Genomic DNA, 25,356 nt, shown 5'->3' on the forward strand with positions numbered 1-25,356 from the left:
GGGTTTCGCTTCAGTTCGATGATGTGGGGTTGTGCAGGAAGCCTGCCAGCAGCGCCTGCCCTTCGGGCCAGTCGCCCAGCCCGGATTCGGCATTGAGGTGGCCGCGCTCGCCCGCGTCGTGCAGCTGCGCGCCCCAGGCGGCGGCCAGCGCGGTGGCGCGGTCCCAATGGCAATAGGGGTCGTTGCGGCTGGCGACCAGGGTGGCGGCGAAGGGCAGCGGCTGGAGCGCGATGGGGCTCCAGCCGGGCAGCAGGGGCGCGACTTCGGGCGATTCCACGTCGCCGGGCGCGACCAGCAGCGCGCCCCGCACCTTGTGGGTGTTGCGCGAGTGGGCGGCCCACCAGGCGGTGAGGATGCAGCCCAGGCTGTGGGCGACCAGCACGACCGGGCCGTCGGCATCGACCACCGTCTCTTCCAGCCGTGCGGACCAGTCGCCACGCAGCGGGCGCTGCCAGTCGTGCTGCTCCACGCGCTGCCAGCCGTGCAGCTGCTCCCAGCGGGTCTGCCAGTGGCCTTCGCCGGAGTTCTGCCAGCCGGGCAGGATCAGCACGTTGGGCGGATTCATGCGGTGTGCTCTGGTTTTGATAGCTGATGGCCTAGGTGGATCAAGCGCTGGCGGCCGGCTTGGGGGCCAGGCCCTCCTGCACGCGGCGCACCATCTCGCGGGCGAATTCGACGAAGGCCACGCTGCCGCGCGCCTGCGGGTCGAACACCACGCCGGGCAGGCCGTAGCTGGGCGCTTCGGCCAGGCGCACGTTGCGGGGAATGACGGTGTCGAACACCTTGTCGCCGAAATGGTCCTTGAGCTGCGCGCTGACCTGGGACTGCAGCGTGATGCGCGGATCGAACATCACGCGCAAGAGGCCGATGATCTGCAGGTCGCGGTTGAGGTTGGCGTGCACCTGCTTGATGGTGTTGACCAGATCGGTGAGGCCTTCGAGCGCGAAGTATTCGCATTGCATGGGCACGATCACGCCGTGCGCGCTGCAGAGGCCGTTGAGGGTGAGCATGGACAGGCTGGGCGGGCAGTCGATGAGCACGAAGTCGTAGTCGGCATCGACCTCGGCGAGCGCCGCCTTCAGGCGGCGTTCGCGCTGCTCCTGCGTGACGAGTTCCACCTCGGCGCCGGCCAGCTCGCGGTTGGCGCCCAGCACCTGGTAGCCGCATTGTCCGGCGGCCACCGCGGCTTCCTTGATGGAGGCGGATTCGAGCAGGACGTCATAGACGCTCAGCTCCAGCGCGCGCTTGTCCACGCCCGAGCCCATGGTGGCGTTGCCCTGCGGGTCCAGATCGACCAGCAACACGCGCTGCCCGATCTGGGCCAGGCCGGCGGCCAGGTTCACGGTGGTGGTCGTCTTGCCGACGCCGCCCTTTTGGTTGGCGATGCAAAAAATCTGGGCCATGGCTACGGTTGCCTCTGCGTTGGACGGACGATGGAAAGGAGGGCGAGTGTATGCGACTGACCTTGCGGATTCCGTGGCAAGCGGCGATGCGGGCGGCAGGGCTGCGTCACGCGGCAGGGGCGCGCTGCATCCAGACGATGCAGCGCTCGGCGTCCAGGCCGGGCACGGCCAGCGGTTCCACACGGGATACCGACACGCCCGCGGGCAGCGCGGCGATCTCGTCGGCCGGGTGCTTGCCCTTCATGGCGAGCCAGGTGCCGCCCTCTTTCAGCGCGCCGTGGGACCAGGTGGTGAAGTCCGGCAGCGAGGCGAAGGCGCGGCAGCTGACCACGTCGTAGGGCTGGGCCAGCGTCTCCACCCGCGCATGCAGCCCGTGCAGATGCGGCAGGCGCAGCGTGGCGGCGGTCTGCTGGATGAAGGCGGCCTTCTTGGCGACCGTGTCCACACAGCTCACGTCGAGCGTGGGGCAGCAGATGGCGAACACCACGCCGGGCAGGCCGCCGCCGGAGCCCACGTCCAGCAGGCGCTGCGTGGCGGCCGCACCGCCCTGCTGCCCTGCCTCGGCGGCCAGGTGGCGCTGCAGCGGCGGCACGGCGGCCAGGCTGTCGAGCAGGTGGTGCGTGAGCATCTCCTGCGGGTCGCGCACGGCGGTGAGGTTATAGACCTTGTTCCACTTCTGCAGCAGCGCGAGGAAGTCCAGCAGCTTTTGTTGTTGCGCGTCCGACAGCGTGAGGCCCAGCGCTTCGATGCCGCGCTGCAGGGGCTGCAGCAAGGGGTTGTGGGGGGCGGCCGTGGTGCTCATGCCGATGCTTCCGTCTCTGCGGTGGTGGCGGCCTGCGGATGCTGGGCGAAGCCCTTGAAGCCGCCCTTCTTCAGGTGCACCAGCAGCAGCGAGATGGCGGCGGGCGTGACGCCGGAGATGCGCGAGGCCTGGCCCAGCGTTTCGGGCCGGTGCTTCTGCAGCTTCTGCCGCACTTCGATGGAGAGCGCGGGCACCTGCAGATAGTCCAGCGCCTCGGGCAGGCGCAAGGTTTCGTAATAGGCGGCGCGCTGCACTTCGTCGTTCTGTCGGTCGATGTAGCCGGAATACTTGGCGGAGATCTCCACCTGCTCGATCACTGCGGCGCTCAGCTCGCCCAGCGTTTCACGTGAAACATCGGCCGTGCGGTACTTGCCGCCGTCCAGGCTTACCAGCTGCTCGTAGGGCACATCGGGGCGGCGCAGCAGCTCGAAGAGGTTGTATTCGTGCTCGATGGCCTTGCCCAGCACGCGGGCGGATTCGGTGGCCGGCAGGTTGCGCGGGTTCACCCAGGTGCTCTTGAGACGCTCTGTTTCACGTGAAACAGCGTCGCGCTTGCGGCTGAAGGCGTCCCAGCGGGCATCGTCCACCAGGCCCATGCGGCGCCCAGCTTCGGTCAGGCGCATGTCGGCGTTGTCTTCGCGCAGCTGCAGGCGGAATTCGGCGCGGCTGGTGAACATGCGGTAGGGCTCGGTCACGCCCTTGGTGATGAGGTCGTCCACCAGCACGCCCAGGTAGGCTTCGTCGCGGCGCGGCAGCCAGGCTTCTTCGCCACGGCATTGCAGGGCAGCGTTGATGCCGGCAAACAGGCCTTGCGCTGCAGCTTCCTCGTAGCCCGTGGTGCCGTTGATCTGGCCGGCGAAGAAGAGGCCCTGGATCTGGCGCGTCTCGAAGCTGCTCTTGAGCGAGCGCGGGTCGAAGTAGTCGTATTCGATGGCGTAGCCGGGGCGCAGGATGTGGGCGTTCTCCAGGCCGCGCATGGAGCGGACCAGGTCGTACTGCACGTCGAACGGCAGGCTGGTAGAGATGCCGTTGGGGTAGAACTCGTGGGTGGTCAGGCCCTCGGGTTCCAGGAAGATCTGGTGGCTGTCCTTGTCGGCGAAGCGGTTGATCTTGTCTTCCACGCTCGGGCAGTAGCGCGGGCCCACGCCCTCGATCTTGCCGGTGAACATGGGGCTGCGGTCGAAGCCGGAGCGGATGATCTCGTGCGTGCGCTCGTTGGTGTGGGTGACCCAGCACGGCACCTGGCGCGGGTGCATGGCAGCGTTGCCCATGAAGCTGAACACGGGCACCGTGCCCTCGTTCACGCCGCCGGGCATGCCGTCGCCGGGCTGCTCTTCGAGCTGGCTGAAGTCGATGCTGCGGCCGTCGATGCGCGGCGGCGTGCCGGTCTTCAGGCGCCCTTGCGGCAGCTGCAGTTCCTTCAGGCGCGCCGACAGGCTCACGGCCGGCGGGTCGCCCGCGCGGCCCGCGGAATAGTTGTTCAGGCCGACGTGGATCTTGCCGTCCAGGAAGGTGCCGGCCGTCAGCACCACGGTGCGGGAGCGGAAGGCGATGCCCACCTGCGTGACGGCCCCCACCACGCGGTCGCCCTCCACCATCAGGTCATCGACGGCCTGCTGGAACAGCCACAGGTGGGGCTGGTTCTCCAGCATGAGGCGTATGGCGGCCTTGTAGAGCACCCGGTCGGCCTGCGCGCGGGTGGCACGCACGGCCGGGCCCTTGGAGCTGTTGAGCGTGCGGAACTGGATGCCGCCTTCGTCCGTGGCCAGTGCCATGGCGCCGCCCAGCGCATCGACTTCCTTGACCAGATGGCCCTTGCCGATGCCACCGATGCTGGGGTTGCAGCTCATCTGCCCCAGCGTTTCGATGTTGTGCGTCAGCAGCAAGGTCTTGCTGCCCATGCGGGCGGCGGCGAGTGCGGCCTCGGTGCCGGCATGGCCGCCACCGACGACGATGACATCGAATTCCTGGGGGTACAACATGGTGCTTCACTCTCCGGGCCGGTGGATGCGGCCCTCACAAACCTAAGGGGAACCGGCAATTTTCCCACGCCAGGACTTTTCTGTCGCTGGTGGGGGCTGCATGCGGTGTTTCACGTGAAACATCCGGTGCGCAGGCCGCCTCCTGCAGTGCCCTGGAACGATTCGGCTGGAAGGGCGGCACGACAATTTGTTGCAACATCCCTGGCGTCGCCCTCTGTGCCTCGCGGGTGCTGGCGAGCCCGGCCGTACCTGCACCTCGTGCTATGAAACGTGGAGCGCTGGGGCTGCGGCACCAGGCGTGATCGGCTGCAGCACCGCCCAATTCTGAGAACATGCGGGCACTGGTTCTTGGCCGGTCGCAATAACCCCTTCTCCCAATGGCGCGCATGTCGCACTTCGCACTCTCGCACTTCCTGTACACCAGCATGCTGCATTCTGCAGAGCCTGCCACTGCGGTTGCGGCCATCGTTCGGCATGCGCGGGCGGCCAACGCCGTGCGGGGGTTGTCAGGCGTACTGGTGTTCGATGGGCAGGCGTTCTGCCAGTATGTGGAAGGTCCGGCCCAGGCCGTCGATGACTTGCTGACGCGCCTGCAGCGGGACTCCCGCCATGTCTGTTTCACGTTGCACCACCACGGCCCGCTCAGCGAAGGTCGGCGGTTCTGCCAATGGTCCATGGCCTATGGGCTGGCCAGCGATATCGTCTTGCTGGAGCGGCTGAGTTCGCTGCGCGGACCCGAGGCGGTCGAGGCGCTTCAGGCCATGCTGCCCGAGCTGGACTTCGGCCCCTGTCAGCCCGCCTGATCTGCAGCACAGGCTCTCGGGCCTTCGCCAGCGCGCTGGCGGGCTTCGCGCTAGCATGCAGAGGTTTCGCCTGGTGTACTTGCTCAGGCGGTGCGGCTGCAGCGCCGCCGTGCTTTCTCCCCCTCCCCTTTCAACCCTTCTCTCAGGTCATTCCATGAAGCTCTACTACAGTCCCGGTGCCTGCTCCCTGTCTCCCCACATCGCATTGCAGGAGGCCGGCCTGGCCTTCACGCCCGTACTGGTGAGCACCAAGAGCCATAAGCTGCAGGACGGCTCGGACTTCTATGAGATCAACCCCCTGGGCTACGTGCCGGTGTTGGAGCTGGACGACGGCAGCCGCCTGCGCGAAGGCCCGGCCATCGTGCAGTACATCGCTGATCAGGCTCCGCACAAGAATCTGGCGCCCGCCAATGGCACGCTGGGCCGCTACCGCCTGCAGGAGTGGCTGAACTTCATCAGCACCGAGCTGCACAAGGGCTTCAGCCCGCTGTTCAATCCGGCCACGCCTGACGCTTACAAAACCATCGCCCGCGACAAGCTGCTGCAGCGCATGCGGTGGATGGACAGCCAGCTGGAAGGCAAGGAATGGCTGCTCGGCGAGCACTTCTCGGTCGCCGACGGCTATCTGTTCACCGTCTGCAACTGGGGCCGCCTGGTGGCGGTGGATCTCTCGGGCCTGCAGCACCTGCAGGCCTACCTGGCCCGCGTGGGCGCGCGCCCGGGCGTGCAGGCCGCACTCAAGGCCGAAGGGCTGCTGAAGTAAGGCGACAGGGGGGGACGCCCTCACAAACGATCCGGTGCGCGCATTGGGCGCGTGCCTGCCCGCATGGAGCGGCCACACCCCTGTGCCCTTCGCCGATGCCGATCGAAAGGTGGACTCCTGCCCTTCTCTCGGCCCGTTCGGCCGCAGCGATCACCGGGCGAGCCATCGGCCCCTTGCTCGCGCCCGGCCATGCTGTATGCCGCTCTTCATCTGCCATGTTTCACGTGAAACACTGCGCGCTCCCACACCGTGAGGGACATGTGTCGATCACGAGGCGCCGGCCTGCGGCAGGGGCCGGGCGCAGAAAGAAGCGCGAGGCATGGAGCGGCCTCATCGGAGGCGGCTCCAGATGCCGAAGCGGCACTTGCGCAGCATACTTATGCGGCCGACAGATAAGGACGTGGCGCCGTCCCACGGCGGCCGTGCTCCCCTCGCGGTACTGTTGTGCCTGAGCGAACCTGAGGTGCCCGTGCGTCCGCGCCGGCCTGCTCCTCCCCCCTTACCCACACCCTGACTCCAGGAGAACCACCGATGTCCCAGACGCTTTTCGATTCCATCCACGCCGGCGACCTGCACCTGGCCAACCGCATCGCCATGGCGCCGCTCACGCGCAACCGCTCGCCCGGCGCCGTGCCGCGCGACATCACCGCCACCTACTATGGCCAGCGCGCCAGCGCCGGCCTGCTGATCACCGAAGCCACGGCCATCAGCCACCAGGGCCAGGGCTATGCCGATGTGCCTGGCCTCTACGGTACCGAGCAGCTCGACGGCTGGAAGAAGGTGACCGCGGCCGTGCACGAAAAGGGCGGCAAGATCGTCACCCAGCTCTGGCATGTGGGCCGCATCTCGCATAACGACCTGCAGCCCGAAGGTGGCGCCCCGGTGGCGCCCTCGGCCATCGCCGCCAAGGCCAAGACCTACCTCATCGACAAGTCCACCGGCAAAGGCCACTTTGCTGCCACGTCCGAGCCCCGTGCCCTGGACGCTGAAGAGTTGCCCGGCATCGTGCATGAATATGCCGCCGCTGCCCGCAACGCGGTGGAGACGGCCGGCTTCGACGGCGTGGAGATCCACGCCGCCAACGGCTACCTGCTGGACCAGTTCCTCAAGACCGGCGCCAACCAGCGCACCGATGACTACGGCGGCAGCATCGAGAACCGTGCCCGCCTGCTGCTGGAGGCGACCCGCGCGGTGGTGGATGCCATCGGCGGGGGCAAGGTAGGCATTCGCCTCTCGCCCGTCACGCCGGCCAACGACATCGTCGATGCCGACCCGCAGCCACTCTTCGACTACGTGATCCGCCAACTTGCGCCGCTGGGGCTGGCGTACATCCACGTCATTGAAGGCTCCACCGGCGGGCCGCGCGAGATGGCTGACCGTCCCTTCGACTACGAGGCCCTCAAGACCGCCTACCGCCAAGCGGGTGGCAAGGGTGCCTGGATGGTGAACAATGCCTACGACCGCGCCCTGGCGCTGGACGCCGTGGCCAGCGGCCGCGCCGACATCGTCGCCTTCGGCAAGGCCTTCATCTCCAACCCCGACCTGGTCGAGCGCCTGCGCCAGGACGCGCCGCTCAACGACTGGGACCAGAGCACCTTCTACGGCGGCGGCGAGAAGGGCTATATCGACTACCCCACGCTGGAGCCGTCGAAGCAGCCCAGCTGACGGCATTCCCCGCCATGCGCGATGAGCGGGCCGGGCAGGTGACTGCCCGGCCTTTTTCATGACCGTTATTCAGGCCCAATGGGCCTTTAACCGTTGTATATGTTGGGGTGTATGCTATTAAATAAATAGCGATCGAGATGCGGGTGGCGCCAGCGCGAGCCGCAGCCCCATCACTGCGATGACCGTGATCTCCGCCTATCGCGGACCATCCGGGCGGCTCGGGCCATCGCTCCTCTCGACCTCGTCGGTGGGTCGCAGCACCCAGACCAGCCCGGCACGCAGGCCCTGGCCGTCCGGCCCTGGGCCCAGCACCAGCCGGGTGCCCAACAGCTCCGCATAGCGCGCCACGATCGCCAGGCCCAGACCGGCGCCCTGCCCCAGGCGCTCTCCTTCGCGCCCCTGCGCCCAGCGCTGCATGAGGTCGCTGCGCTGGGTCGGGGAGATGCCCAAGCCGTTGTCGGCCACGGCCAGCGTCACGCTGGCCGGCACATCCGCCCCGTCGCCCGCGCCCTGCAGGATCTCCACCGTGATGCGCGGCGGCGGGCCGCCCTCGGCCGGGCGGCCGTAGCGCAGAGCGTTGTCGATGAGGTTGTTCAGCACGCCTTCGATCAGCAGGGCCTGGCCCGGCACCGTGACGGGCTGGTCCAGCCCGCGCGCGCCCAGGTCCACGCCAGCCGCATCGGCACGGGGCAGAAAGCGCAGCACGGCGTTGCGGGCCAGCTCGTCCAGCGCCACCGGCTCGGGCGGAACGGTGCTGCGCATCTCGTCGGCCAGGGCCAGGGCCAGCAGCTGGTCCACGAGGTGGCTGGCACGGGCCTCGCTCGCCGCCACGCCGGCCAGCTGTTCGTGCCACACCGCTGGGTCCTTGTGGCCCAGGCCGTAGGCCGCCAGCGCCCGGATGCCCGCCAGCGGCGTGCGCAGCTCGTGCGCCACGTTGCCTGCGAATTCCCGCTGCGCCCGCACGCCCTGCGCGACGCGGCCCAGCAGGTCGTTCACGGCCGCCCCCAGGCGCTGCAGGTCGCGGGTGGACGCCTCCACTGGCACCGGGGCCAGGTCGCGTGCGTCGCGCGCCGAAAGTTCCGCCTGGAAGGCTGCCAGGGGCTTCAGGTCGGCCTGGATGGCGCGGCGCAGCCACAGCGCCAGCGCACCCAGCAGCAGCAGCTGCGAGACGACCGAGTACAGCAGCACGCTGCGCAGCGTGCCGCTGCGGGCATGGACCGTCTGCGCGGTGATGACCTCGAAGGGCTCGGGCTCGGCCACTTCCACGCGCACGGCGCGCAGGTCGCGCCCGCGGTGGGTGATGTCGGAAAAGCGGTAGGCGTCGCTGCCGCCCGGCGGCGGCGCGGACAGGGGGGCATTGCCTGCCAGCAGGGTGCCGTCGGGCCGCAGCACCGCGAAATAGACGGTCTCCACCTGATCGAACAGCACCGACTTGAGCTCGCGCGAACTCAACGGCAGGTCCAGCACCCCGCCCTTGATGCGCACGTTGGCGGCGATGGCGTAGGCGTCGTCGAGCAGCGCCCGGTCGAAGGCTCGCTGGGCGAAGCCGTTGGCCACCAGCACCGAAACAGCGGTGCCGGCGCACCAGGTGATCGCCAGCGGCGCCAGCACGTGGCGCAGAAGCCGCGTGCGCAGCGAAGGCGGCTGCGGCGGCGTGGCGCCCTCCTCGCCACTCATTCCGCCTCCAGCATGTAGCCCAGGCCGCGCAGCGTGCGGATGCCCGCTCCGCTGCCCTGCAGCTTCTTGCGCAGGCGTGAGATGAAGGCCTCCAGCGCGTTGTCGCCCAGCATGTCGTCGAAGTCCGAGAGCTTGTCCGACAGGCTGCGCTTGCTCACCACGCGCCCCGGCGGCGTCATCAGTTCCCAGAGCACCTCGAACTCGCGCGCCGGCAGCTCGAAGGGCTGGCCGTGCAGCGTGAAGCGGCGCGCACGCCGGTCCAGCTCCAGCGTGCCGGTACTGGTGCGGTCGTCGGTGCCCTGCGTGCGGCGCACCAGGGCGCGCAGGCGCGCTTCCACCTCGTTGAGGTCGAAGGGTTTGCCCAGATAGTCGTCGGCGCCCGCGTCCAGGCCGGCGATGCGTTCCTCGGTGCGGTCGCGCGCGGTGAGCACCAGCACCGGCGTGCGGTCGCCGCGCTTGCGCGCCGTGCGCAGCACGTCCAGGCCGCTGCCCACGGCGCTGCCTGGCGTGGCGCACAGCGGCAGGTTCAGGTCCAGCAGCACCGCGTCGAAGGGCTGCACCTTCCAGAAATGGTCGGCCTCGGCCAGTGTCGTGGCCACGTCCACGCGGTGGCCCGCATCGGCCAGGCTGCGCTGCATCACGCCGCGCAGCACGGCATCGTCTTCGACTACGAGAATCCGCATGGGTCAGTCGTTGGCAGGAAAAGAAAACAGGGGTGTGACAGGGTGGAGCCGCGGCGTGGCCGAGAAACCGCATTGTGTCGTGCCTGCAGCGCGGCCGCCGGTTCCGGTCAGGCCGTGGTCAGGCTCGTGCGCCGATAAACGCGGCATGCTCTCCATCTTCCCTTCCCGTTCCCGCCGCCGCGGTGCGGCCGTACTGCGGCTCGCCGCCGGCCTGCTCGCCTGCGGCGGCGCCCTGCTGGCCGGGCCGCTGCCCGCCAGCGCGCAGGCCGCCGCCGCGCCCGCTGCTCCGCAACCCTCCACTCCGCCCTCTCCGGCTCCCGCTGTGCGCCCCGCAGGCCTGACGCTGTCGCAAGCCCTGGCGGCTGCCCATGAAAACAGCGACGTTCAGCAGGCCCGCCAGGAGCTGGCCGGTGCCCGCGCCGACGTGCTCAGCGCCGACCATGCGCCCCTGCCCAACCTGGTCACCAAGGCCGCCTCCATCGACCTGCAGCACGGCCCGGGCCCGGGCAACGTGTTCACGCGCAAGCGCATCGACAAGTCCATCGGCATCGACTGGACCTGGGAGCGCGGCGGCAAGCGCGCGCTGCGCAGGCAGGCCGCCGAAAGCGCCGCGAACGCGGCCGAGGCCGATGTGGAAGACACCCAGGTCCAGCAGCAGCAGAGGGCGCTGTCGGCCTACTACGACCTGCTGGCCGCGCAGGACCGGCTGAGCGAGGTGGCCGCCATCGAGCAGAGCCTGGCCGACGTGGCGCGCATGGCCGACCGCCGCGTGCAGGCGGGCGACCTGTCCGCGCAGGACGCCTCGCGCACCCGCATCGAGGCCGAGCGCGCCCGCGCCGAAACGCGCGCGGCCGAGCAGGCCCGCGACGACGCCGCGCTGGCCCTGGCCCAGGTCACGGGCCGCACCGGCAGCCGCCTGCAGGCCGTGGACACGCCCTGGCCCTCGCCTACCGATGACCAGGCCCCCACCCCCGCCGACCTGGCCGCGCTGGCCGAGGGCCGCGCCGACGTGCGCGCCGCCCTGGCCCGCGCCCAGGCCGCCCAGGCCGCGCTGGACGGCGCCAACGCGCTGCGCAAGTCCGACTGGACGGTGGGCGCCTCCATCGACCACTTCCCCGGCACCTCCACCCGCCAGGTCGAACTGCGCCTGCAGATGCCGCTGCAGTGGGGCTACCAGTACCAGGGCGAGATCGGCCGCGCCCAGGCCGACTACGCCAAGGCGCAGGCCGCGCTCGACAACACCCGCCGCCTGGCCCTGCTGGACCTGCAGCGCCTGCGCCAGACGCAGGACAACGCCGCCCGCCGCGCCGCCGACTACGACCAGGGCGTGCTGCCCCGCGCGCGCCAGGTGGCCGACAGCGCCGAGCTGGCCTACCGCAAGGGCGCCATTGCGCTGACCGACCTGCTCGACGCGCAGCGCACCTTGCGGGCCACGGTGCTCGACGCGCTCGCTGCCCGCGCCGACTACGCCAAGGCGCGCGGCGCCTGGCTGCTGCGCACGCGACCGCAGGTGCTCACCGGCACGCCCTGACGGACGCACCCACCGTGAACGCCGCGCCACCGCCCGGCCTCGCCTCCCGCCTTTCACCGCATTCCTTTCCGGACCTCCCGACCATGATGGCTCCCCTCTCCTCCTTCTCCGCGCGGCGCTCGGCCCTGGCCGCGCTTGGCGCCGCCTGCGCGTGCGCGCTGCTGCTGGCCGGCTGCGGCAAGTCCGGCGCCGAGACCGCCGCGCCCCCTGAACCCGCGCCGCCCGTGATGCAATCGGGCCAGCTGCGCTTTCCCGCCGGCCACCCGCAGCTCGCCCTGCTGGGCACGGTGGAAGCCCGCGCTGCCAAGGACGTGGCCGTGGACCTCCCCGCCCGCCTGGTGTGGAACGAAGAGCGCACCCAGCGCATCTACCCGGCCTTCGCGGGCCGAGTGACGGCCATCCAGGCCGATCTGGGCCAGTCGGTCAAGGCCGGTGCGCCGCTGGCCCTGCTGGCCTCGCCCGACTTCGGCCAGGCCCAGGCCGACACCGCCAAGGCGCAGGCCGGCCAGTCGCTGGCGCAGCAATCGCTCAAGCGCCAGCGCGAGCTGTTCGAGGCCGGCATCATCGCCCGCAAGGATCTGGAGCAGGCCGAGGCCGACGCCGCCGGCGCCCAGGCCGAGGTGGCTCGCGCCGCGGCGCGCACGCGCCTCTACGGTAGCGCCAGCGGCGTGAACCAGCAGCTGGCCCTGACGGCTGGCATGGGTGGCGTGGTGGTCGAGCGCAACCTCAACCCCGGCCAGGAAGTGCGGCCCGACCAGTCCGGCCCGGCGCTCTTCGTGGTGACCGACCCGACCTCCCTCTGGGTGCAGATCGACGCGCGCGAAACCGATCTTTCGTCCCTGCGCCCGGGCGACCCCATCACCCTGCAGGTGCCGGCCTATCCCGGCGCCAGCTTCACCGGCAAGGTCACGGCCACGGCCGATGCGATCGACCCCGGCACGCGCACGATCAAGGTGCGGGGCGTGGTGCCCAACGCCGACCGGCGCCTGAAGGCCGAGATGCTGGCCACCGCCCGCGTGCAGGAAAGCCGCTCCGGCGGCGTGGTGGTGCCCGCCAGCGCCATCGTGCTCGATGGCACCCGCCACATCGTCTTCGTGCGGCGCGAATCCGGCGTGTTCGAGCCGCGCACGGTCGAGCTCGCCCATGAAGGCCCGGCCGAGGTGCTCGTCTCCTCCGGCCTGCAGCCCGGCGAAGCCGTGGTGAACCAGAACGCGCTGCTCTTGGCGCGCCAGTTCCAGGCCATGGCCGAAGACACCGCCACGGGCGCCGGCGAAAAGACGAAGAAGAAAGACGCCCCATGAAGCGGCTCATCCATTACGCGGTGCACCAGCCGCTCTTCATCGTGCTGGGCACGCTGCTGTTCGCGCTGGCCGGCGTCATCGCCTTCAAGAACCTGTCGGTGGAGGCCTTCCCGGACGTCACCGACACCCAGGTCACCGTGATCGCGCTCTTTCCCGGCCGCGCGCCGGAAGAGGTCGAAAAGCAGGTCACGCTGCCCATCGAGACGGCCCTGGCGGGCCTGCCCAACTCCATCCGCGTGTTCTCGCACACGCAGTTCGGGCTCTCGTTCACCGTGGTCACGTACGACGACGCGGCCAACGTGAACATCGTGCGCCAGCAGGTGGCCGAGCGGCTCTCGACCGTCGATCTGCCGCCCGGCGTGCAGGCCGAGATCGCGCCCAACGCCACGCCGGTGGGCGAAATCATGCGCTATCGCCTCAAGGGCGACGGCCTCACCACCACCGAGATCCGCACCATCGAGGACTGGACCGTGGAACGCGCGCTGCGCCAGGTGCCCGGCGTGGCCGACGTGGTGGCCATGGGCGGCGCCATCAAGCAGTACGAAGTGCAGCCCGACATGGACAAGCTGCGCGCGTACAAGGTGAGCTTCCAGAACCTGCTGGACGTGCTGGGCCGCGGCAACGCCAACGCGGGCGGCAGCTACGTGGCGCAGGGCGCGCAGCAGTACACCATCCGCGGCCTGGGGCTGCTGCGCTCGGCCGAGGACATCGGCCGCATCGTGGTGGCGTCGCGGGGTGGCACGCCGGTGCTGATCCGCGACATCGCCCAGGTGCGCATCGGCGCCGTGCCCCAGCTCGGCGTGGTGGGCCAGGACCAGGACGACGACATCGTCACCGGCATCGTGGTGATGCGCAAAGGCGAGAACCCGAGCGTGGTGCTCAAGGGCGTGAAGGACAAGATCGCGCAACTGAACGAGCGCGGCCTGCCGCCGGGCGTGAAGATCGTGCCCTTCTACGACCGCACCTGGCTGATGGACAAGACCCTCACCACCGTGTTCCACAACCTGGTGGAAGGCGCGCTGCTGGTCTCGCTGGTGCTCTACATCTTCCTGTCGAACCTGCGCGCCAGCCTGGCCGTGGTGGTGGTGATTCCGCTCGCGCTGCTGTCCACCTTCATGGGCCTGAAGATCATGGGCGTGCCGGCCAACCTGCTGAGCCTGGGCGCCATGGACTTCGGCATCATCGTGGACGGCGCGGTGATCGTGATCGAGAACATCATGCACCGCCTGGCCGAGCGCGGCGAGAACATGGACGAGCGCGACCGGCGCGACACCATCATCGAAGCCGCGGGCGAAGTGGGCCGGCCCACGCTGTTCTCGATGCTCATCATCATCGCGGCGCACATCCCCATCTTCGCGCTGCAGCGCCACGAAGGCCGCATCTTCCAGCCCATGGCGCTGTCGGTCACCACGGCCCTCATCGGCTCGCTGATCTTCTCGCTCACGCTGGTGCCGCTCTTGGCCTACTGGCTGCTGCGCCGCAAGCTGCCGCACGGCGACAACCGCGTGGTCACGCGCGCCAAGCGTCTCTACGCGCCGGTGCTCGACTGGGCGCTGGAGCGCCGCCGCACGGTGGTCATCATCGCGCTGGCCGTGTTCGGCCTGGCCATGGTGGCGGCCGCGCGCCTGGGCTCGGAGTTCCTGCCCGAGCTGGACGAAGGCACGACCTGGGTGAACTTCAGCCTCTCGCCGAACGTCTCCACCGCCGAGGCCTCGCGCATCCTGCGCATGGCGCGCAAGGCGCTCTTGTCGGTGCCCGAGGTGCGCACCACCGTCTCCAAGGCTGGCCAGCCCGAGGACGGCACCGACCCCAAGACCATCTCCATGGCCGAGATCTTCGTGGACCTGAAACCCGAGGAGCAGTGGCGCCCCGGCATGACGCGCGCCAAGATCACCGAGGAGATGGGCCGCGCGCTCTCGGCCATCCCCGGCATCGACCCGGCGTTCTCGCAGCCCATCCGCGACAACGTGCTCGAATCGATCTCGCAGATCAAGGGCCAGATCGTCATCAAGCTGGCCGGCGACGACCTGGCCGAGATGAAGCGCATCACGGAAGAGATCGCCCGCGAGGTCAAGCAGGTGCAGGGCGTGGCCCGCGCCGAGATCGACCGCGAAGGCCAGGTGCCGCAGCTGCTGATCGACATCGACCGCGACCGCGCCGCGCGCTATGGCCTGAACGTGAGCGACATCCAGGACGTGATCGAGGCGGCGCTGGCCGGCAAGGCCGCCACCAACCTGTGGGAAGGCGAGCGCAAGTTCGCCGTGGCCGTGCGCCTGCCCTCGGACGAGCGCACCATCGCCAACCTGCCGCGCACGCCCATCGCCACGCCCGACGGCGGCTACGTGCAGCTGGGCGACGTCGCGAAGATCCGCGAAAGCTCGGGCGCCATGAACATCGCCCGCGAGGCCGGCCGCCGCACCACGGCCATCGGCATCTTCATCGCCGGGCGCGACATGGGCTCGGTGGTGGCCGACATGAAGGCCCGCGTGGAGAAGAACGTGAAGATCCCCGAGAACTACCAGGTCAACTGGTCGGGCGAGTTCGAGAACCAGGAGCGCGCCATGAAGCGCCTCTCGGTGGTCGTGCCCATCTCGCTGCTGCTGATCTTCGTGTTGCTGTTCGACGCCTTCAAGTCGGTCAAGATGGCCTCGCTCATCCTGCTGAACGTGCCCCTGGCGCTCATCGGCGGCTTCGTGGCGCTCTGGGGCTTCGGCATCCCGCTGTCGGTGTCGGCCGCCATCGGCTTCATCGCGCTTTCGGGCCAGGCGGTGCTCAACGGCGTGGTGATGCTGTCGGTGTTCCAGCAGCTGCAGGCCGGCGGCCTGAGCGTGGTCGAGGCCGTGCGCCAGGGTTCCATGCAGCGCCTGCGTACCGTGCTCATGACCGCCCTGCTCGCCATGCTGGGCCTCTTGCCCATGGCGCTCTCGCACGAGATCGGCTCCGAAACCCAGCGGCCCCTGGCCATCGTGGTGATCGGCGGCCTGGTCACGGCCACGCTGCTCACGCTGGTGGTGCTGCCTGCGCTCTACGTGTCGTGGTTCGGCCCGAAGAAGGGCCAGGGGCGCGCTGCGCCGGCCACCGCCCCCACGGCCACGGCATAAGCCAGCGGCGCATCGCCGCCCCACTGCCCCGCCGCCTGCGCGGGGCGGGCCATGACAAGAAAAAAGCGCCCGGACCGATCATCGGTCCGGGCGCTTTTCCGTGGGGCGCCTGAGGTGGGGGCTTCGTGCCGCGCGCTGCCGTCAGGCCGAGAGCAGCGCCTGATCGCCGCCGGAGAGTGCATGCCGGCCGGAGTGCTGCGCCGCAGGCTGCAGGCCCGCGGTGTCCGAGTCGGCCAGATGGAACTGCTGCACGATCTGCGAGAGGCGCGTTGCCTGTTCGCGCAGCGACTGCGCGGCGGCGGCGGACTCTTCCACCAGCGCGGCGTTCTGCTGCGTCATGCGGTCGATCTCGCCCACCGAGCCGTTGACCTGCCCGATGTTGGCGGCCTGCTCGGTGGCTGCGGAGTTGATCTCGCCGATGATGTCGGAGACGCGCTGCACGCTGTCCACGATCTCCTGCATGGCGGTGCCGGCGTCTTCCACGTGGCGCACGCCGCCGTTCACCGCCGCCACGCTGGAGCTGATCAGGCCCTTGATCTCCTTGGCGGCCTCGGCGCTGCGCTGGGCCAGCGAGCGAACCTCGCCCGCCACCACGGCGAAGCCCCGGCCCTGCTCGCCCGCGCGGGCGGCTTCCACGGCGGCATTGAGCGCCAGGATGTTGGTCTGGAAGGCGATGGAGTCGATCACGCCGATGATGTCGCCGATCTTGCGGCTGGAGGCCGAGATCTCATGCATGCTGGAGACGGCCTGCTGCACCACCGTGCCGCCCCGCGTGGCGATGCCCGACGCGGCGCTCACCAGCTGGTTGGCCACCTGCGACGACGAGGCCGTGTGCTGCACCGTGCCCGTCAGCTCGGCCAGCGAGGCCACGGCCTCCTGCGCGTTGCTGGCCGTCTGCTCGGTGCGGCTCGACAGATCCTGGTTGCCGGAAGCGATCTCCGCGCTGGCCGTGGCGATATTGCCGCTGGAATCGCGGACCTGCGAGACCAGCGAGCTCAGGCCGGCCTGCATGTCCACCAGCGAGCGCTGCAGATCGGACACTTCGTCGGTGCCTTCGACTTCCAGGCGCTGCGAGAGATCGCCCCGGGCGATGGCCTGCGCCAGGCTGCGCGTGGCCACCAGCGGGCGGCAGATGGACACCATGTTCAGCAGCGTGAGCGGCACCACCACCGCGACCGTGATCACCACCGCCAGCACGAAGAGCCACTGGGTCTGGCGCGAGATGTCGTTCTGGCGGTCGATCACGGCCTGCACCTCGGTGCGCAGGCGCTGGTCCAGTGCGGACAGCAGCTTGTCGGCCTCCTGGAATTCGGCAATCGCGCGGCCGCTCATGCGGTTGGCGATGGTGGCGGAGTCGTAGCCACCGGCCTCCAGCTGGCGCGCCACGTGCGCGAACTGCGTGCGGTAGCTTTCCAGCCGCTTACCGATGTTCACAGCCGTGTCGCCCTCTGCGCCGGCGGTGGTCTGCTGCAGTTCAGCGGCCACCTTCTTGGCACGCTCCAGCGCGGCCGTCCACTGCCCGTTCGCTTCCTTCACGCCTTCGGGCTTCTCGTACTGGATGATCATGTTCTTCTCTTGCTGGCGGATGTCGCCCATCGCGCCGCGCAGCTGCGCCAGGTGGCCGATGGCGGCATGCTCGTTCTGGATGAACGCCTGGCTCATCGCATGGATGCGGAACATGCCCAGCATCCCGGCGCCGCCCAGCAGGCCCAGCAAGGCGAGCACCACGCCGATTGCGCCGATCATCCTGAAGCGGATGGTGAATCGCCGCATGAGGCCGAAGAGAGTCATTTTTGTCATCCTTGATAGTTGGAAAAGGCCGGGCGCGCCTGGGCCGTCACCACGTCCCTCGCACGCGCTGCCTTGGTACCCCGGGGGTAACAGTATCGGTCTGGTGGGCCCGCACCATTGCGGGCCGCCTGGCCGGCACCGCGTGGATGGGGGGCCGCTGGCCGATCCGTTGCAGCCCCTGGATCTTGTGCAACAGAATGTTCCAGTTTGCCAGACAAGTGGGGACGAGTCGCTAGGGTTTTCTCAAACGCGCCAGCGCTTCAATAGCAAAGCATTCGCCATCACGCTGACCGAGCTCAGCGCCATGGCGGCGCCCGCCACCACCGGGCTGAGGTAGCCCAGCGCCGCCAACGGGATGCCGGCCACGTTGTAGGCGAAGGCCCAGAACAGGTTCTGCCGTATCTTGGCCACGGTGCGCGCCGAAATATCCAAAGCGGCCGCCACCAGGCGCGGATCACCGCGCATCAATGTGATGCCGGCCGCATGCAGGGCCACATCGGTACCGTTGCCCATGGCCATGCCGACATCGGCCAGGGCCAGGGCGGGCGCGTCGTTCACCCCGTCGCCCACCATGGCGACCGTGTGGCGGCCGCCCTCGCGCAGCGCCTGCACCTGCGCGGCCTTGTCCTGCGGCAGCACCTCGGCCTGCACCTCGCCGGCATCCGGGTCCAGGCCCAGTCGGCGGGCCATGGCGTTCGCTGCGCCCCGGTTGTCGCCCGAGATCATCGCCAGCCGCAGGCCGCGCGCGCGCAGCGCCGCCAGGGCTTCGCGCGCGCCGGGCTTGGGCTCGTCAGCGAAGGCCAGCAGCGCCTCTGCCCGCCATGCGCCTTCCGTGTCTTGCACTGCCACGGCCGACACGGTCGCGCCCTCGGCCTGCAGCGCCTGCGCGCGTTCGGCCAGCGGATCGGCCAGGGCGGCGCCCAGCGTCTCCTGCACCCAGGGCAGATTGCCGATGGCCCAGCGGCGCCCGTCCACCGTGCCTTCGGCGCCCCGGCCGGGCACGGCGCGCACGTCGGTGGCCTCCGGCACGGCCAGGCCCCGGCTGCGGGCGGCCTCCAGCACGGCGCGGGCCAGTGGATGCTCGCTGCCGGCCTGCACGCCGGCCACGGCGGCCAGCAGGGCGGCGTTGCCGTCCTCTTGCGCCGCGGCCGGTGCCAGCGCGGTCAGGCGCGGACGGCCCACGGTCAGCGTGCCGGTCTTGTCGAAGGCGACGGTGTCCACCCGGTGGGCGCGCTCCAGCGCCTCGGCGTCCTTGATGAGAATGCCGGCCCGCGCTGCGGCACCCGTGCCGGCCATGATGGCGGCGGGCGTGGCCAGGCCCAGCGCGCAGGGGCAGGCGATCACCAGCACCGCCACCGCATGCACCAGCGCCGCCTCGGCCCCGGCTCCGGCCAGCAGCCAGCCCAGCAGCGTGGCGAGCGCGATGGCCAGCACCACCGGCACGAAGACGGCAGCCACCTTGTCCACCAGCCGCTGGATGGGCGCCTTGGCCGCCTGCGCGTCTTCCACCAGGCGGGTGATGCGGGCCAGCACCGTGTCCGCGCCCACGGCCGTCACCTGCAGCACCACGCGCCCGTCGCCGTTGATGGAGCCGCCCGTCAACGCATCGCCCGCCGTGCGCGCCACGGGCAGGGGCTCGCCGGTCAGCATGGACTCGTCCACCTGCGTGGCGCCTTCCTGCACCGTGCCATCGACCGGCACGCGTTCGCCCGGGCGCACCACGATGCGGTCGCCCGCCATCACCTCGGCCACGGGCACGTCCACCTCGCCGTCACGCCCGAGCAGGTGCGCCCGGTCGGGCCGCAGCGCGTGCAGCGCGCGGATGGCCGCCGTCGTCTGCCGCTTGGCCCGCGCCTCCAGCCACTTGCCCAGCAGCACCAGGGTGATGACCACGGCCGAGGCCTCGAAATACAGATGCGGCACCTGTCCCGGCGGCGCGGTGAGCCACAGCCACAGCGACAGCCCGAAGCCCGCACTGGTGCCGATGGCCACCAGCAGGTCCATGTTGCCCGTGAGCGCCCGCGCCGCATGCCAGCCCGCGCGGTAAAAGCGCGCGCCCAGCACGAACTGCACCGGCGCGGCCAGCAGCAGCTGCAGCCACGCGGGCAGCATGGCGTGCGGGCCGGCCAGCATGGGCAGCACCAGCGGCGCAGAGAGCGCCAGCCCCGCCGCCACCGGCCCGAAGCCGGCCCAGGGCGAGGCCCCGGCCGCATCGGCGGCGGCCTCCTGCTGCGCTGCCGCCAGCGGCTCGTAGCCCGCATTGCGCACGGCGCGGCGCAGCAGCGCGTCCATGCCGTCGCCGCCCGTGTGGGCGACGTGGGCGCGCTCGGTCGCCAGGTTCACCGTGGCGTCCTGCACGCCCGGCACCTTGCGCAGGGCGCGCTCCACCCGCGCCACGCAGCTGGCGCAGGTCATGCCGCCGATGCCCAGGTCGAGCGTGGCGGGGGCTGCCGGTGGCGAGGAGGAAGCGTTCGGGGATGGGGTGGAGTTCATGTCCTGCATCTTGAACCCTGACGCCATGGCAAGGTCAAGCATGGCCAAGGCCGCTTGACTCTGCCACCATGTCAGGGTTCAACATTGCAGCCGTGTCCATCCCGTTTCCCCTTCTCGTTGATCTTCAAAAGGAACCCGCCATGCAACACAGCTTCCAAGTCCAGGGCATGACCTGCGGCCACTGCGAGCGCGCCGTCGTCCATGCCGTGCGCAGTGTCGATACCGACGCCACCGTGCAGGTGGACCTGCCCACCGGCCGCGTCGTGGTCGAAAGCGACCAGCCCCGCGAGGCGCTGGCCGCGGCCATCACCGAAGAGGGCTACACCGTCGCCGCATGAGCGCAGCACCCCGCCAGCGCCGCGCCCGGCCCGCGGGCGCGCTGCCCTCCCCGGCTGACGCGCCGCAGCGCTGGCCCGTGCCCATCGGCACGGCCGCCGAGCGCGCCGGCGTGTCGCCGCGCATGGTGCGGCACTACGAGGCGCTGGGCCTGCTGCAGGGCGTGGCCCGCACCGACGGCGGCTACCGCCAGTACACCGAGGCCGACGTCCACACCCTGCGCTTCATCCGCCGCGCCCGCGACCTGGGCTTCGCCATGCACGAGATCGCCACCCTGCTCGGCCTCTGGCAGGACCAGCACCGCGCCAGCCGCGAGGTCAAGCGCATCGCCCAGGCCCACATCGACGACCTGGGCCGCCGCATCGCCGCCATGCAGGCCATGCAGCGCTCGCTGCAGCAGCTCGTGGGCTGCTGCCAGGGCGACGGCCGGCCGGACTGCCCCATCCTGGACGACCTGGCCGCCGGCCAGGACCGTACGGGGCTTGGCTGACGGTGCGGCGATGTGGCCAAAATGGTCGCTAGCCCCCGTAAAAAAAGCGCATGCTGCTATGAAAAAAGAAGCGTCCTGCAGCTGGTTGAGGCTGTCGCGTGGTGGACAGTCGAGCCGGCATCGGCGTTTGGGCCCTGGCCTACGATGTGCGCCGCATCCGCCTGTGTGTGTTTCCTCCCCTAGGACCTGAAGCCATGACCCAACGCGACATCTTCATCGCCTCCATCGCCCGCACCGCCATCGGCACCTTCGGCGGCTCGCTCAAGGACATTCCCAACACCCAGCTCGCCACCACGGCCGTGCGCGCGGCCATCGAGCGCAGCGGCATCGCGGCCGATGCGGTGGGGCATGTGGTGATGGGCAACGTGATTCCCACCGACACCAAGGACGCCTACCTCTCGCGCGTGGCGGCCGTCGATGCGGGCTGCCCGGTGGAGACGCCGGCCTTCAACGTCAACCGCCTCTGCGGCTCGGGGCTGCAGGCCATCGTGTCGGCGGCGCAGGCCATTGCGCTGGGCGATTGCGACGTGGCCATCGGCGGCGGCAGCGAGTCGATGAGCCGGGGCCCCTACTTCGACACCGCCGCCCGCTGGGGCGCGCGCATGGGCGATACGAAGAGCATCGACTACATGCTGGGCATCCTGCACGACCCCTGGCAGAAGATGCACATGGGCATCACGGCCGAGAACGTGGCCGAGCGCTACCGCATCAGCCGCGAGGCGCAGGACCAGCTGGCCGCCGAGAGCCAGCGCCGTGCCGCCGCCGCCATCGAGGCCGGCCATTTCGCGTCGCAGATCGTTCCGGTGGAGATCCCCGGCCGCAAGGGCGCGGTCACGCTGTTCGATACCGACGAGCACGTGCGTGCCGCCACCACGGTGGAGGCGCTGGCCGGCATGAAGCCCGCGTTCAAGAAGGAAGGCGGCACGGTGACGGCGGGCAATGCCTCGGGCATCAACGACGGCGCCGGCGCCGTGGTGCTGGTGGCGGGCGACCGCGCCGCCGCGCTGGGTGCCAAGCCGCTGGCGCGCCTGGTGGGCTATGCCCATGCGGGCGTGGACCCGGCCTACATGGGCATCGGCCCCGTGCCGGCCACGCGCCGCGTGCTGGAGCGCACGGGCCTGAAAGTGCAGGACATGGACGTGATCGAGGCTAACGAGGCCTTCGCCGCCCAGGCCTGCGCCGTGATCCAGGAGCTGGGCCTGGACCCGGCCAAGGTGAACCCGAACGGCTCGGGCATCTCGCTGGGCCACCCGGTGGGTGCCACCGGAGCCATCATCACCGCCAAGGCCATCGCGGAGCTGCACCGCATCGGCGGGCGCTACGCGCTGGTGACGATGTGCATCGGCGGCGGCCAGGGCATCGCCGCGATCTTCGAGCGGGTGTGATGCCCGTGTGAGGTGGTGGCCGCTCGGTCGGTCGTTCAGCTGACCAGGCCCATGGCCGGGTCGGACACGGAATCGCGCCCCGTTTCCACCCGGCCTGCGAAGCGCCGCACGAAGGCCGTCGTCGCGCTGCAGCGCACGCTGAAGTCGTACCAGTTGCCGCTGTCGCCCAACGCCCAGCTCATCTCGCCGACGGCGCCCGGCTCCACGCTGCGGGTCCAAGGGCCGTCGCCCCGGTAGGCGTTCGCGCTCGCGGTGAAGACGATGGTGCCGGGCGTGCGGTTGTAGCACTTCACCCGCACGCGCGCCGGGCTGCAGAGCTCGTAGCAGACCTGCACCTCCGGGTCGCCCTGGGCCGACTGCTGCGTGAGGTCGCCCGCGAAGGCGCGGTGGTAGCCGTTGGGGCCCAGCACCCACAGGTCGTAGGCGCCGCCGTCGGCCGCCACGTTCCACACGCCGTTCAGTGTCTTGCCGGCCTCCACCACGTAGCGGCGCGGGATCGCGTCCAGGTGCTTTTTGTCATAGACATGGAACACCGCCGCCGGGCGGCCGGCCGGGGCCGTGTTGGCGAAGAGCAGCGTCACCGTGCCCGCACCGGCGTTCGCCTGGGCCGTGGTGTGCAGCTCGTAGGGCAGCGCGCGGGAGGGCCGCACGCCCGTGGCCTGCACCGGCAGGGCCGCGTTGGCGGCGGCTACCGGCTGGGCCAGCTTGGGCGCCTGCACCTGCGCGGCGATGCGCGCATCCACGGCGGTCTTGGTGGTGCGGCCGGCGAGCGTGGGCAGGACCTCGTTGTTCGGGTTGACGAAGTTGAAGCAGCTGGTGAGGTCGCCGCAGACGGCGCGGCGGTAGGCGCTGATCTGCGGCTCGGCCACGCCGAAGCGCTTTTCCAGGAACATGAGCGTGGAGGTGTGGTCGAACACCTGCGAATTCACCCAGCCGCCGCGGCTCCAGGGCGAGACGATCCACATCGGCACGCGCGGGCCCGGGCCGTAGGGGCGGCCATCGGCCGGCGGCTGGCTGGGCGTGGCGGGCGCGAAGTCGTGGTATTCCACCGCCGTGTCGGCCGGCGTCAGCGTGCAGGCGCCGGCCAGGCTGCCGTCCGCGTTGCGCGAGGGCACGGCGGGCGATGGCAGGTGGTCGAAGAAGCCGTCGTTCTCGTCGTAGTTGATGAGCAGCACCGTCTTGCTCCACACGTCCGGGTTGGCGGTGAGTGCGTCCAGCACCTCCTGCACGTACCAGCCGCCCTGCGCGGGGCTCGACGGGCCGGGGTGCTCGCTGTAGACCGAGGGCGCGATGATCCACGACACGGCCGGCAGCTTGCCCTGGCTGATGTCGCTGCGGAAGGTTTCCAGGAAGCCCTGCGGCATGGTGTTGCCGAAGCCCTTGGCCAGCGGGCTCAGGGCGTCGTCGATGGCCGGGTCGTAGGTCGGGCCGGCCAGGCCCTGCGGCTGCGTGATGTCGGTCTTGGCCACGTAGAGCGGCTTGCGCGCGGCGGGCATCTTCTCGATCTCGGCGCGCCAGTGGCGAAAGCCCATCATCTCGTTGCAGCCGAAGTTGTCGATCAGGCTCTGATAGACCTTCCAGGTCACGCCCGCCTTCTGCAGCCGGTCGGCGTAGGTGGTCCAGGTCCAGCCGTCGGTCGATGCGCCGATGTCGTTGCCCGCGTTGAACTGGTTGTTCAGGCCCGCCACGTTCACGCGGGTGCCGTCGATGGGGCTCACGCCGTTCGGGCCGTTGGTGCCCGTCCAGTAGAAGAGCCGGTTGGCGATGGTGCCGGTGTGCATGCTGCAGTGGTAGTGGTCGCACAGCGTGAAGGCATCGGCCAGCGCGCGCTGGAACGAGACTTCGGCCGTCTCGTAGTAGCCCATCGACAGGGGCAGCTTGGAATCGGGCCAGCGCGACATGCGGCCCTGGTCCCAGGCCGCCTGCGAATCCAGCCAGGTGTGCGGCGTGCTGCCGGCGCGCTGGGCGTTGCCCTGGGCCTCGTCCAGCCGGAACGGCACGTAGGTGCTGGGCGGCGAGGTCTTGGTGTAGGCTTGGTAGAAGACGTTGCGGCCGTACTGCGAGGGCACGGCGAAGCGGTCGCCGAAGCCGCGCACCCCCTTGAACGTGCCGAAGTAGCTGTCGAACGAGCGGTTCTCCATCATCAGCAGCACGACGTGCTGCACGTCCTGGAGGGTGCCGGTGGCGTTGTTGGCCGGGATGGCGAGCGCGCGCCGGATGGCGGGCGGAAACGCGGTCAGCGTGGCCGCAGCCGCCCCCGTGCCCAGCACGCTGGAGAGGAAATGGCGTTTGGAGGAATCGACGGTCATGGGGAGCAATCGCTGTAGGGTGTGCCGTGGCGCGGGGCGGTTCAGGGCTGGGGCGCGCAGTGCGTGTCGGGGCTGCCGCAGGTGGCGGACTGCCCAGCGGCCGTATCGGAGCCACCGCCGCCGCCCCCACAGCCGCTCAGCATCAGGCCCAGCACGAGGGCGCCTGCGCCCAGCAGCGGGCGCGCGAAGAGGAACGGGGGCGTGTGCCGCAAGTGCATGTTCATGGCGTGGGGAGAGAGGAACACAGAGGCTTTGCATTCTTCGCGCCCACTATGGCGCGGGGGTGACGCCCGCGTAACGCAGAGGTAACGCGTGGCGCATGTCCCAGTGATCTAGACTCTTGATCCGCTGATGACCGCTGACGAGTTCGTTCCGGCCAGTGCGCATATCCCAGTGATCTAGACTAATAGTTCCTCCTTGGCCCGTACCCCCATAGTTCCGGCCAGTGCGCATATCCCAGTGATCTAGACTGGTGCCGGCGAAGGCCAGCAGGTGCCCGCCGTTCCGGCCAGTGCGCATATCCCAGTGATCTAGACTTACGGTCAACCTCTGGAAGAATGAGCACAAGTTCCGGCCAGTGCGCATATCCCAGTGATCTAGACTGCATCCAGCGTAAAGCGCTTCCACGATCTGGTTCCGGCCAGTGCGCATATCCCAGTGATCTAGACTTACCACGCGGAAGTCCTGGCAAGTGATTTGGTTCCGGCCAGTGCGCATATCCCAGTGATCTAGACTTTCATCTACGGCGACATTGGCGAAAGCTGGGTTCCGGCCAGTGCGCATATCCCAGTGATCTAGACTTTCATCTACGGCGACATTGGCGAAAGCTGGGTTCCGGCCA

General features: G+C 69.9%; 19 protein-coding genes and 1 CRISPR repeat array. Of the genes, 9 read left to right on the forward strand and 10 right to left on the reverse strand.

Annotated elements, in window-relative coordinates; all coding sequences use genetic code 11:
* Positions 1–10 precede the first annotated feature (10 nt).
* The 4 genes from AC3A84_RS12720 to mnmG all read right to left on the reverse strand — a co-directional run bounded on the left by AC3A84_RS12720 (position 11) and on the right by mnmG (position 4,187).
* Positions 11–565: an RBBP9/YdeN family alpha/beta hydrolase gene (locus tag AC3A84_RS12720; RefSeq protein WP_487970031.1), complete on the reverse strand. Its 555-nt coding sequence runs from the start codon at positions 563–565 to the stop codon at positions 11–13.
* 40 nt (positions 566–605) lie between these two features.
* On the reverse strand, positions 606–1,403 hold the full coding sequence (locus AC3A84_RS12725; protein ID WP_487970032.1) for a ParA family protein: 798 nt from the start codon (positions 1,401–1,403) through the stop codon (positions 606–608).
* Positions 1,404–1,509: 106 nt separating this feature from the next.
* The gene (gene rsmG / locus AC3A84_RS12730) at positions 1,510–2,205 is read right to left on the reverse strand and encodes a 16S rRNA (guanine(527)-N(7))-methyltransferase RsmG (RefSeq protein WP_487970034.1); all 696 of its coding nucleotides are present in this window, start codon (positions 2,203–2,205) and stop codon (positions 1,510–1,512) included.
* A complete protein-coding gene (gene mnmG, locus AC3A84_RS12735) occupies positions 2,202–4,187 on the reverse strand; it encodes a tRNA uridine-5-carboxymethylaminomethyl(34) synthesis enzyme MnmG (protein ID WP_487970035.1) in 1,986 nt (661 codons plus the stop codon). Before mnmG ends, rsmG begins: the two co-directional genes overlap by 4 nt.
* Before the next feature lie 377 nt (positions 4,188–4,564).
* Here mnmG and AC3A84_RS12740 point away from each other — a divergent pair, with 377 nt between their 5' ends.
* The 3 genes from AC3A84_RS12740 (at position 4,565) to AC3A84_RS12750 (ending at position 7,418) form a co-directional block, all read left to right on the forward strand.
* Entirely contained in the window at positions 4,565–4,990 is a 426-nt protein-coding gene (locus AC3A84_RS12740) for a BLUF domain-containing protein (protein ID WP_487970037.1), read from the forward strand.
* A 154-nt stretch (positions 4,991–5,144) separates the two neighbouring features.
* Positions 5,145–5,753, forward strand: coding sequence for a glutathione transferase GstA (gene gstA, locus AC3A84_RS12745; RefSeq protein ID WP_487970038.1), 609 nt, complete (start codon positions 5,145–5,147; stop codon positions 5,751–5,753).
* Between the two features lie 531 nt (positions 5,754–6,284).
* Positions 6,285–7,418 carry an alkene reductase gene (locus AC3A84_RS12750; RefSeq protein WP_487970040.1) on the forward strand — a complete coding sequence of 378 codons (1,134 nt, stop codon included), beginning with the start codon at positions 6,285–6,287 and terminating at the stop codon, positions 7,416–7,418.
* A 195-nt stretch (positions 7,419–7,613) separates the two neighbouring features.
* Here AC3A84_RS12750 and AC3A84_RS12755 read toward each other — a convergent pair whose 3' ends face one another.
* Both AC3A84_RS12755 and AC3A84_RS12760 read right to left on the reverse strand, forming a co-directional pair.
* A complete protein-coding gene (locus AC3A84_RS12755) occupies positions 7,614–9,095 on the reverse strand; it encodes a sensor histidine kinase (protein WP_487970041.1) in 1,482 nt (493 codons plus the stop codon).
* A complete protein-coding gene (locus AC3A84_RS12760) occupies positions 9,092–9,778 on the reverse strand; it encodes a response regulator transcription factor (RefSeq protein WP_487970042.1) in 687 nt (228 codons plus the stop codon). The genes AC3A84_RS12755 and AC3A84_RS12760 overlap by 4 nt, the downstream gene beginning before the upstream one ends.
* 145 nt (positions 9,779–9,923) lie before the next feature.
* On the opposite strand from AC3A84_RS12760, the gene AC3A84_RS12765 reads away from it, so the two are divergent.
* From AC3A84_RS12765 to AC3A84_RS12775, 3 genes are all read left to right on the forward strand, one after another.
* Positions 9,924–11,309: a TolC family protein gene (locus AC3A84_RS12765; protein ID WP_487970044.1), complete on the forward strand. Its 1,386-nt coding sequence runs from the start codon at positions 9,924–9,926 to the stop codon at positions 11,307–11,309.
* Positions 11,310–11,392: 83 nt separating this feature from the next.
* Positions 11,393–12,610: an efflux RND transporter periplasmic adaptor subunit gene (locus tag AC3A84_RS12770; protein WP_487970046.1), complete on the forward strand. Its 1,218-nt coding sequence runs from the start codon at positions 11,393–11,395 to the stop codon at positions 12,608–12,610.
* Positions 12,607–15,711, forward strand: coding sequence for an efflux RND transporter permease subunit (locus tag AC3A84_RS12775; protein ID WP_487970047.1), 3,105 nt, complete (start codon positions 12,607–12,609; stop codon positions 15,709–15,711). The genes AC3A84_RS12770 and AC3A84_RS12775 overlap by 4 nt, the downstream gene beginning before the upstream one ends.
* 141 nt (positions 15,712–15,852) lie before the next feature.
* Here the strand turns inward: AC3A84_RS12775 and AC3A84_RS12780 are convergent, their stop codons facing one another.
* Complete coding sequence (locus AC3A84_RS12780; RefSeq protein ID WP_487970049.1) at positions 15,853–17,502, reverse strand: methyl-accepting chemotaxis protein; 1,650 nt, start codon at positions 17,500–17,502, stop codon at positions 15,853–15,855.
* A gap of 243 nt (positions 17,503–17,745) precedes the next feature.
* Positions 17,746–19,995 (reverse strand): heavy metal translocating P-type ATPase, encoded by a 2,250-nt coding sequence (locus AC3A84_RS12785; protein ID WP_487970050.1) that lies wholly within the window; start codon positions 19,993–19,995, stop codon positions 17,746–17,748.
* A gap of 140 nt (positions 19,996–20,135) precedes the next feature.
* Here AC3A84_RS12785 and AC3A84_RS12790 point away from each other — a divergent pair, with 140 nt between their 5' ends.
* The 3 genes from AC3A84_RS12790 to AC3A84_RS12800 all read left to right on the forward strand — a co-directional run bounded on the left by AC3A84_RS12790 (position 20,136) and on the right by AC3A84_RS12800 (position 22,206).
* Positions 20,136–20,333 carry a heavy-metal-associated domain-containing protein gene (locus tag AC3A84_RS12790; RefSeq protein WP_487970052.1) on the forward strand — a complete coding sequence of 66 codons (198 nt, stop codon included), beginning with the start codon at positions 20,136–20,138 and terminating at the stop codon, positions 20,331–20,333.
* Positions 20,330–20,821 carry a Cu(I)-responsive transcriptional regulator gene (locus AC3A84_RS12795; protein ID WP_487970053.1) on the forward strand — a complete coding sequence of 164 codons (492 nt, stop codon included), beginning with the start codon at positions 20,330–20,332 and terminating at the stop codon, positions 20,819–20,821. The genes AC3A84_RS12790 and AC3A84_RS12795 overlap by 4 nt, the downstream gene beginning before the upstream one ends.
* Before the next feature lie 194 nt (positions 20,822–21,015).
* Positions 21,016–22,206, forward strand: a complete 1,191-nt coding sequence (locus AC3A84_RS12800) for an acetyl-CoA C-acyltransferase family protein (protein WP_487970055.1) — start codon at positions 21,016–21,018, stop codon at positions 22,204–22,206.
* A gap of 35 nt (positions 22,207–22,241) precedes the next feature.
* Here the strand turns inward: AC3A84_RS12800 and AC3A84_RS12805 are convergent, their stop codons facing one another.
* Together AC3A84_RS12805 and AC3A84_RS12810 are read right to left on the reverse strand one after the other, a co-directional pair.
* Positions 22,242–24,515 (reverse strand): phosphocholine-specific phospholipase C, encoded by a 2,274-nt coding sequence (locus tag AC3A84_RS12805; RefSeq protein WP_487970056.1) that lies wholly within the window; start codon positions 24,513–24,515, stop codon positions 22,242–22,244.
* 41 nt (positions 24,516–24,556) lie between these two features.
* Entirely contained in the window at positions 24,557–24,739 is a 183-nt protein-coding gene (locus AC3A84_RS12810) for a hypothetical protein (RefSeq protein ID WP_487970058.1), read from the reverse strand.
* A 145-nt stretch (positions 24,740–24,884) separates the two neighbouring features.
* Positions 24,885–25,316: a CRISPR direct-repeat array (repeat unit 36 nt; unit sequence GTTCCGGCCAGTGCGCATATCCCAGTGATCTAGACT).
* The last annotated feature ends 40 nt before the right edge of the window (positions 25,317–25,356 follow it).

It is taken from the genome of Paracidovorax sp. (genome assembly GCF_057642795.1).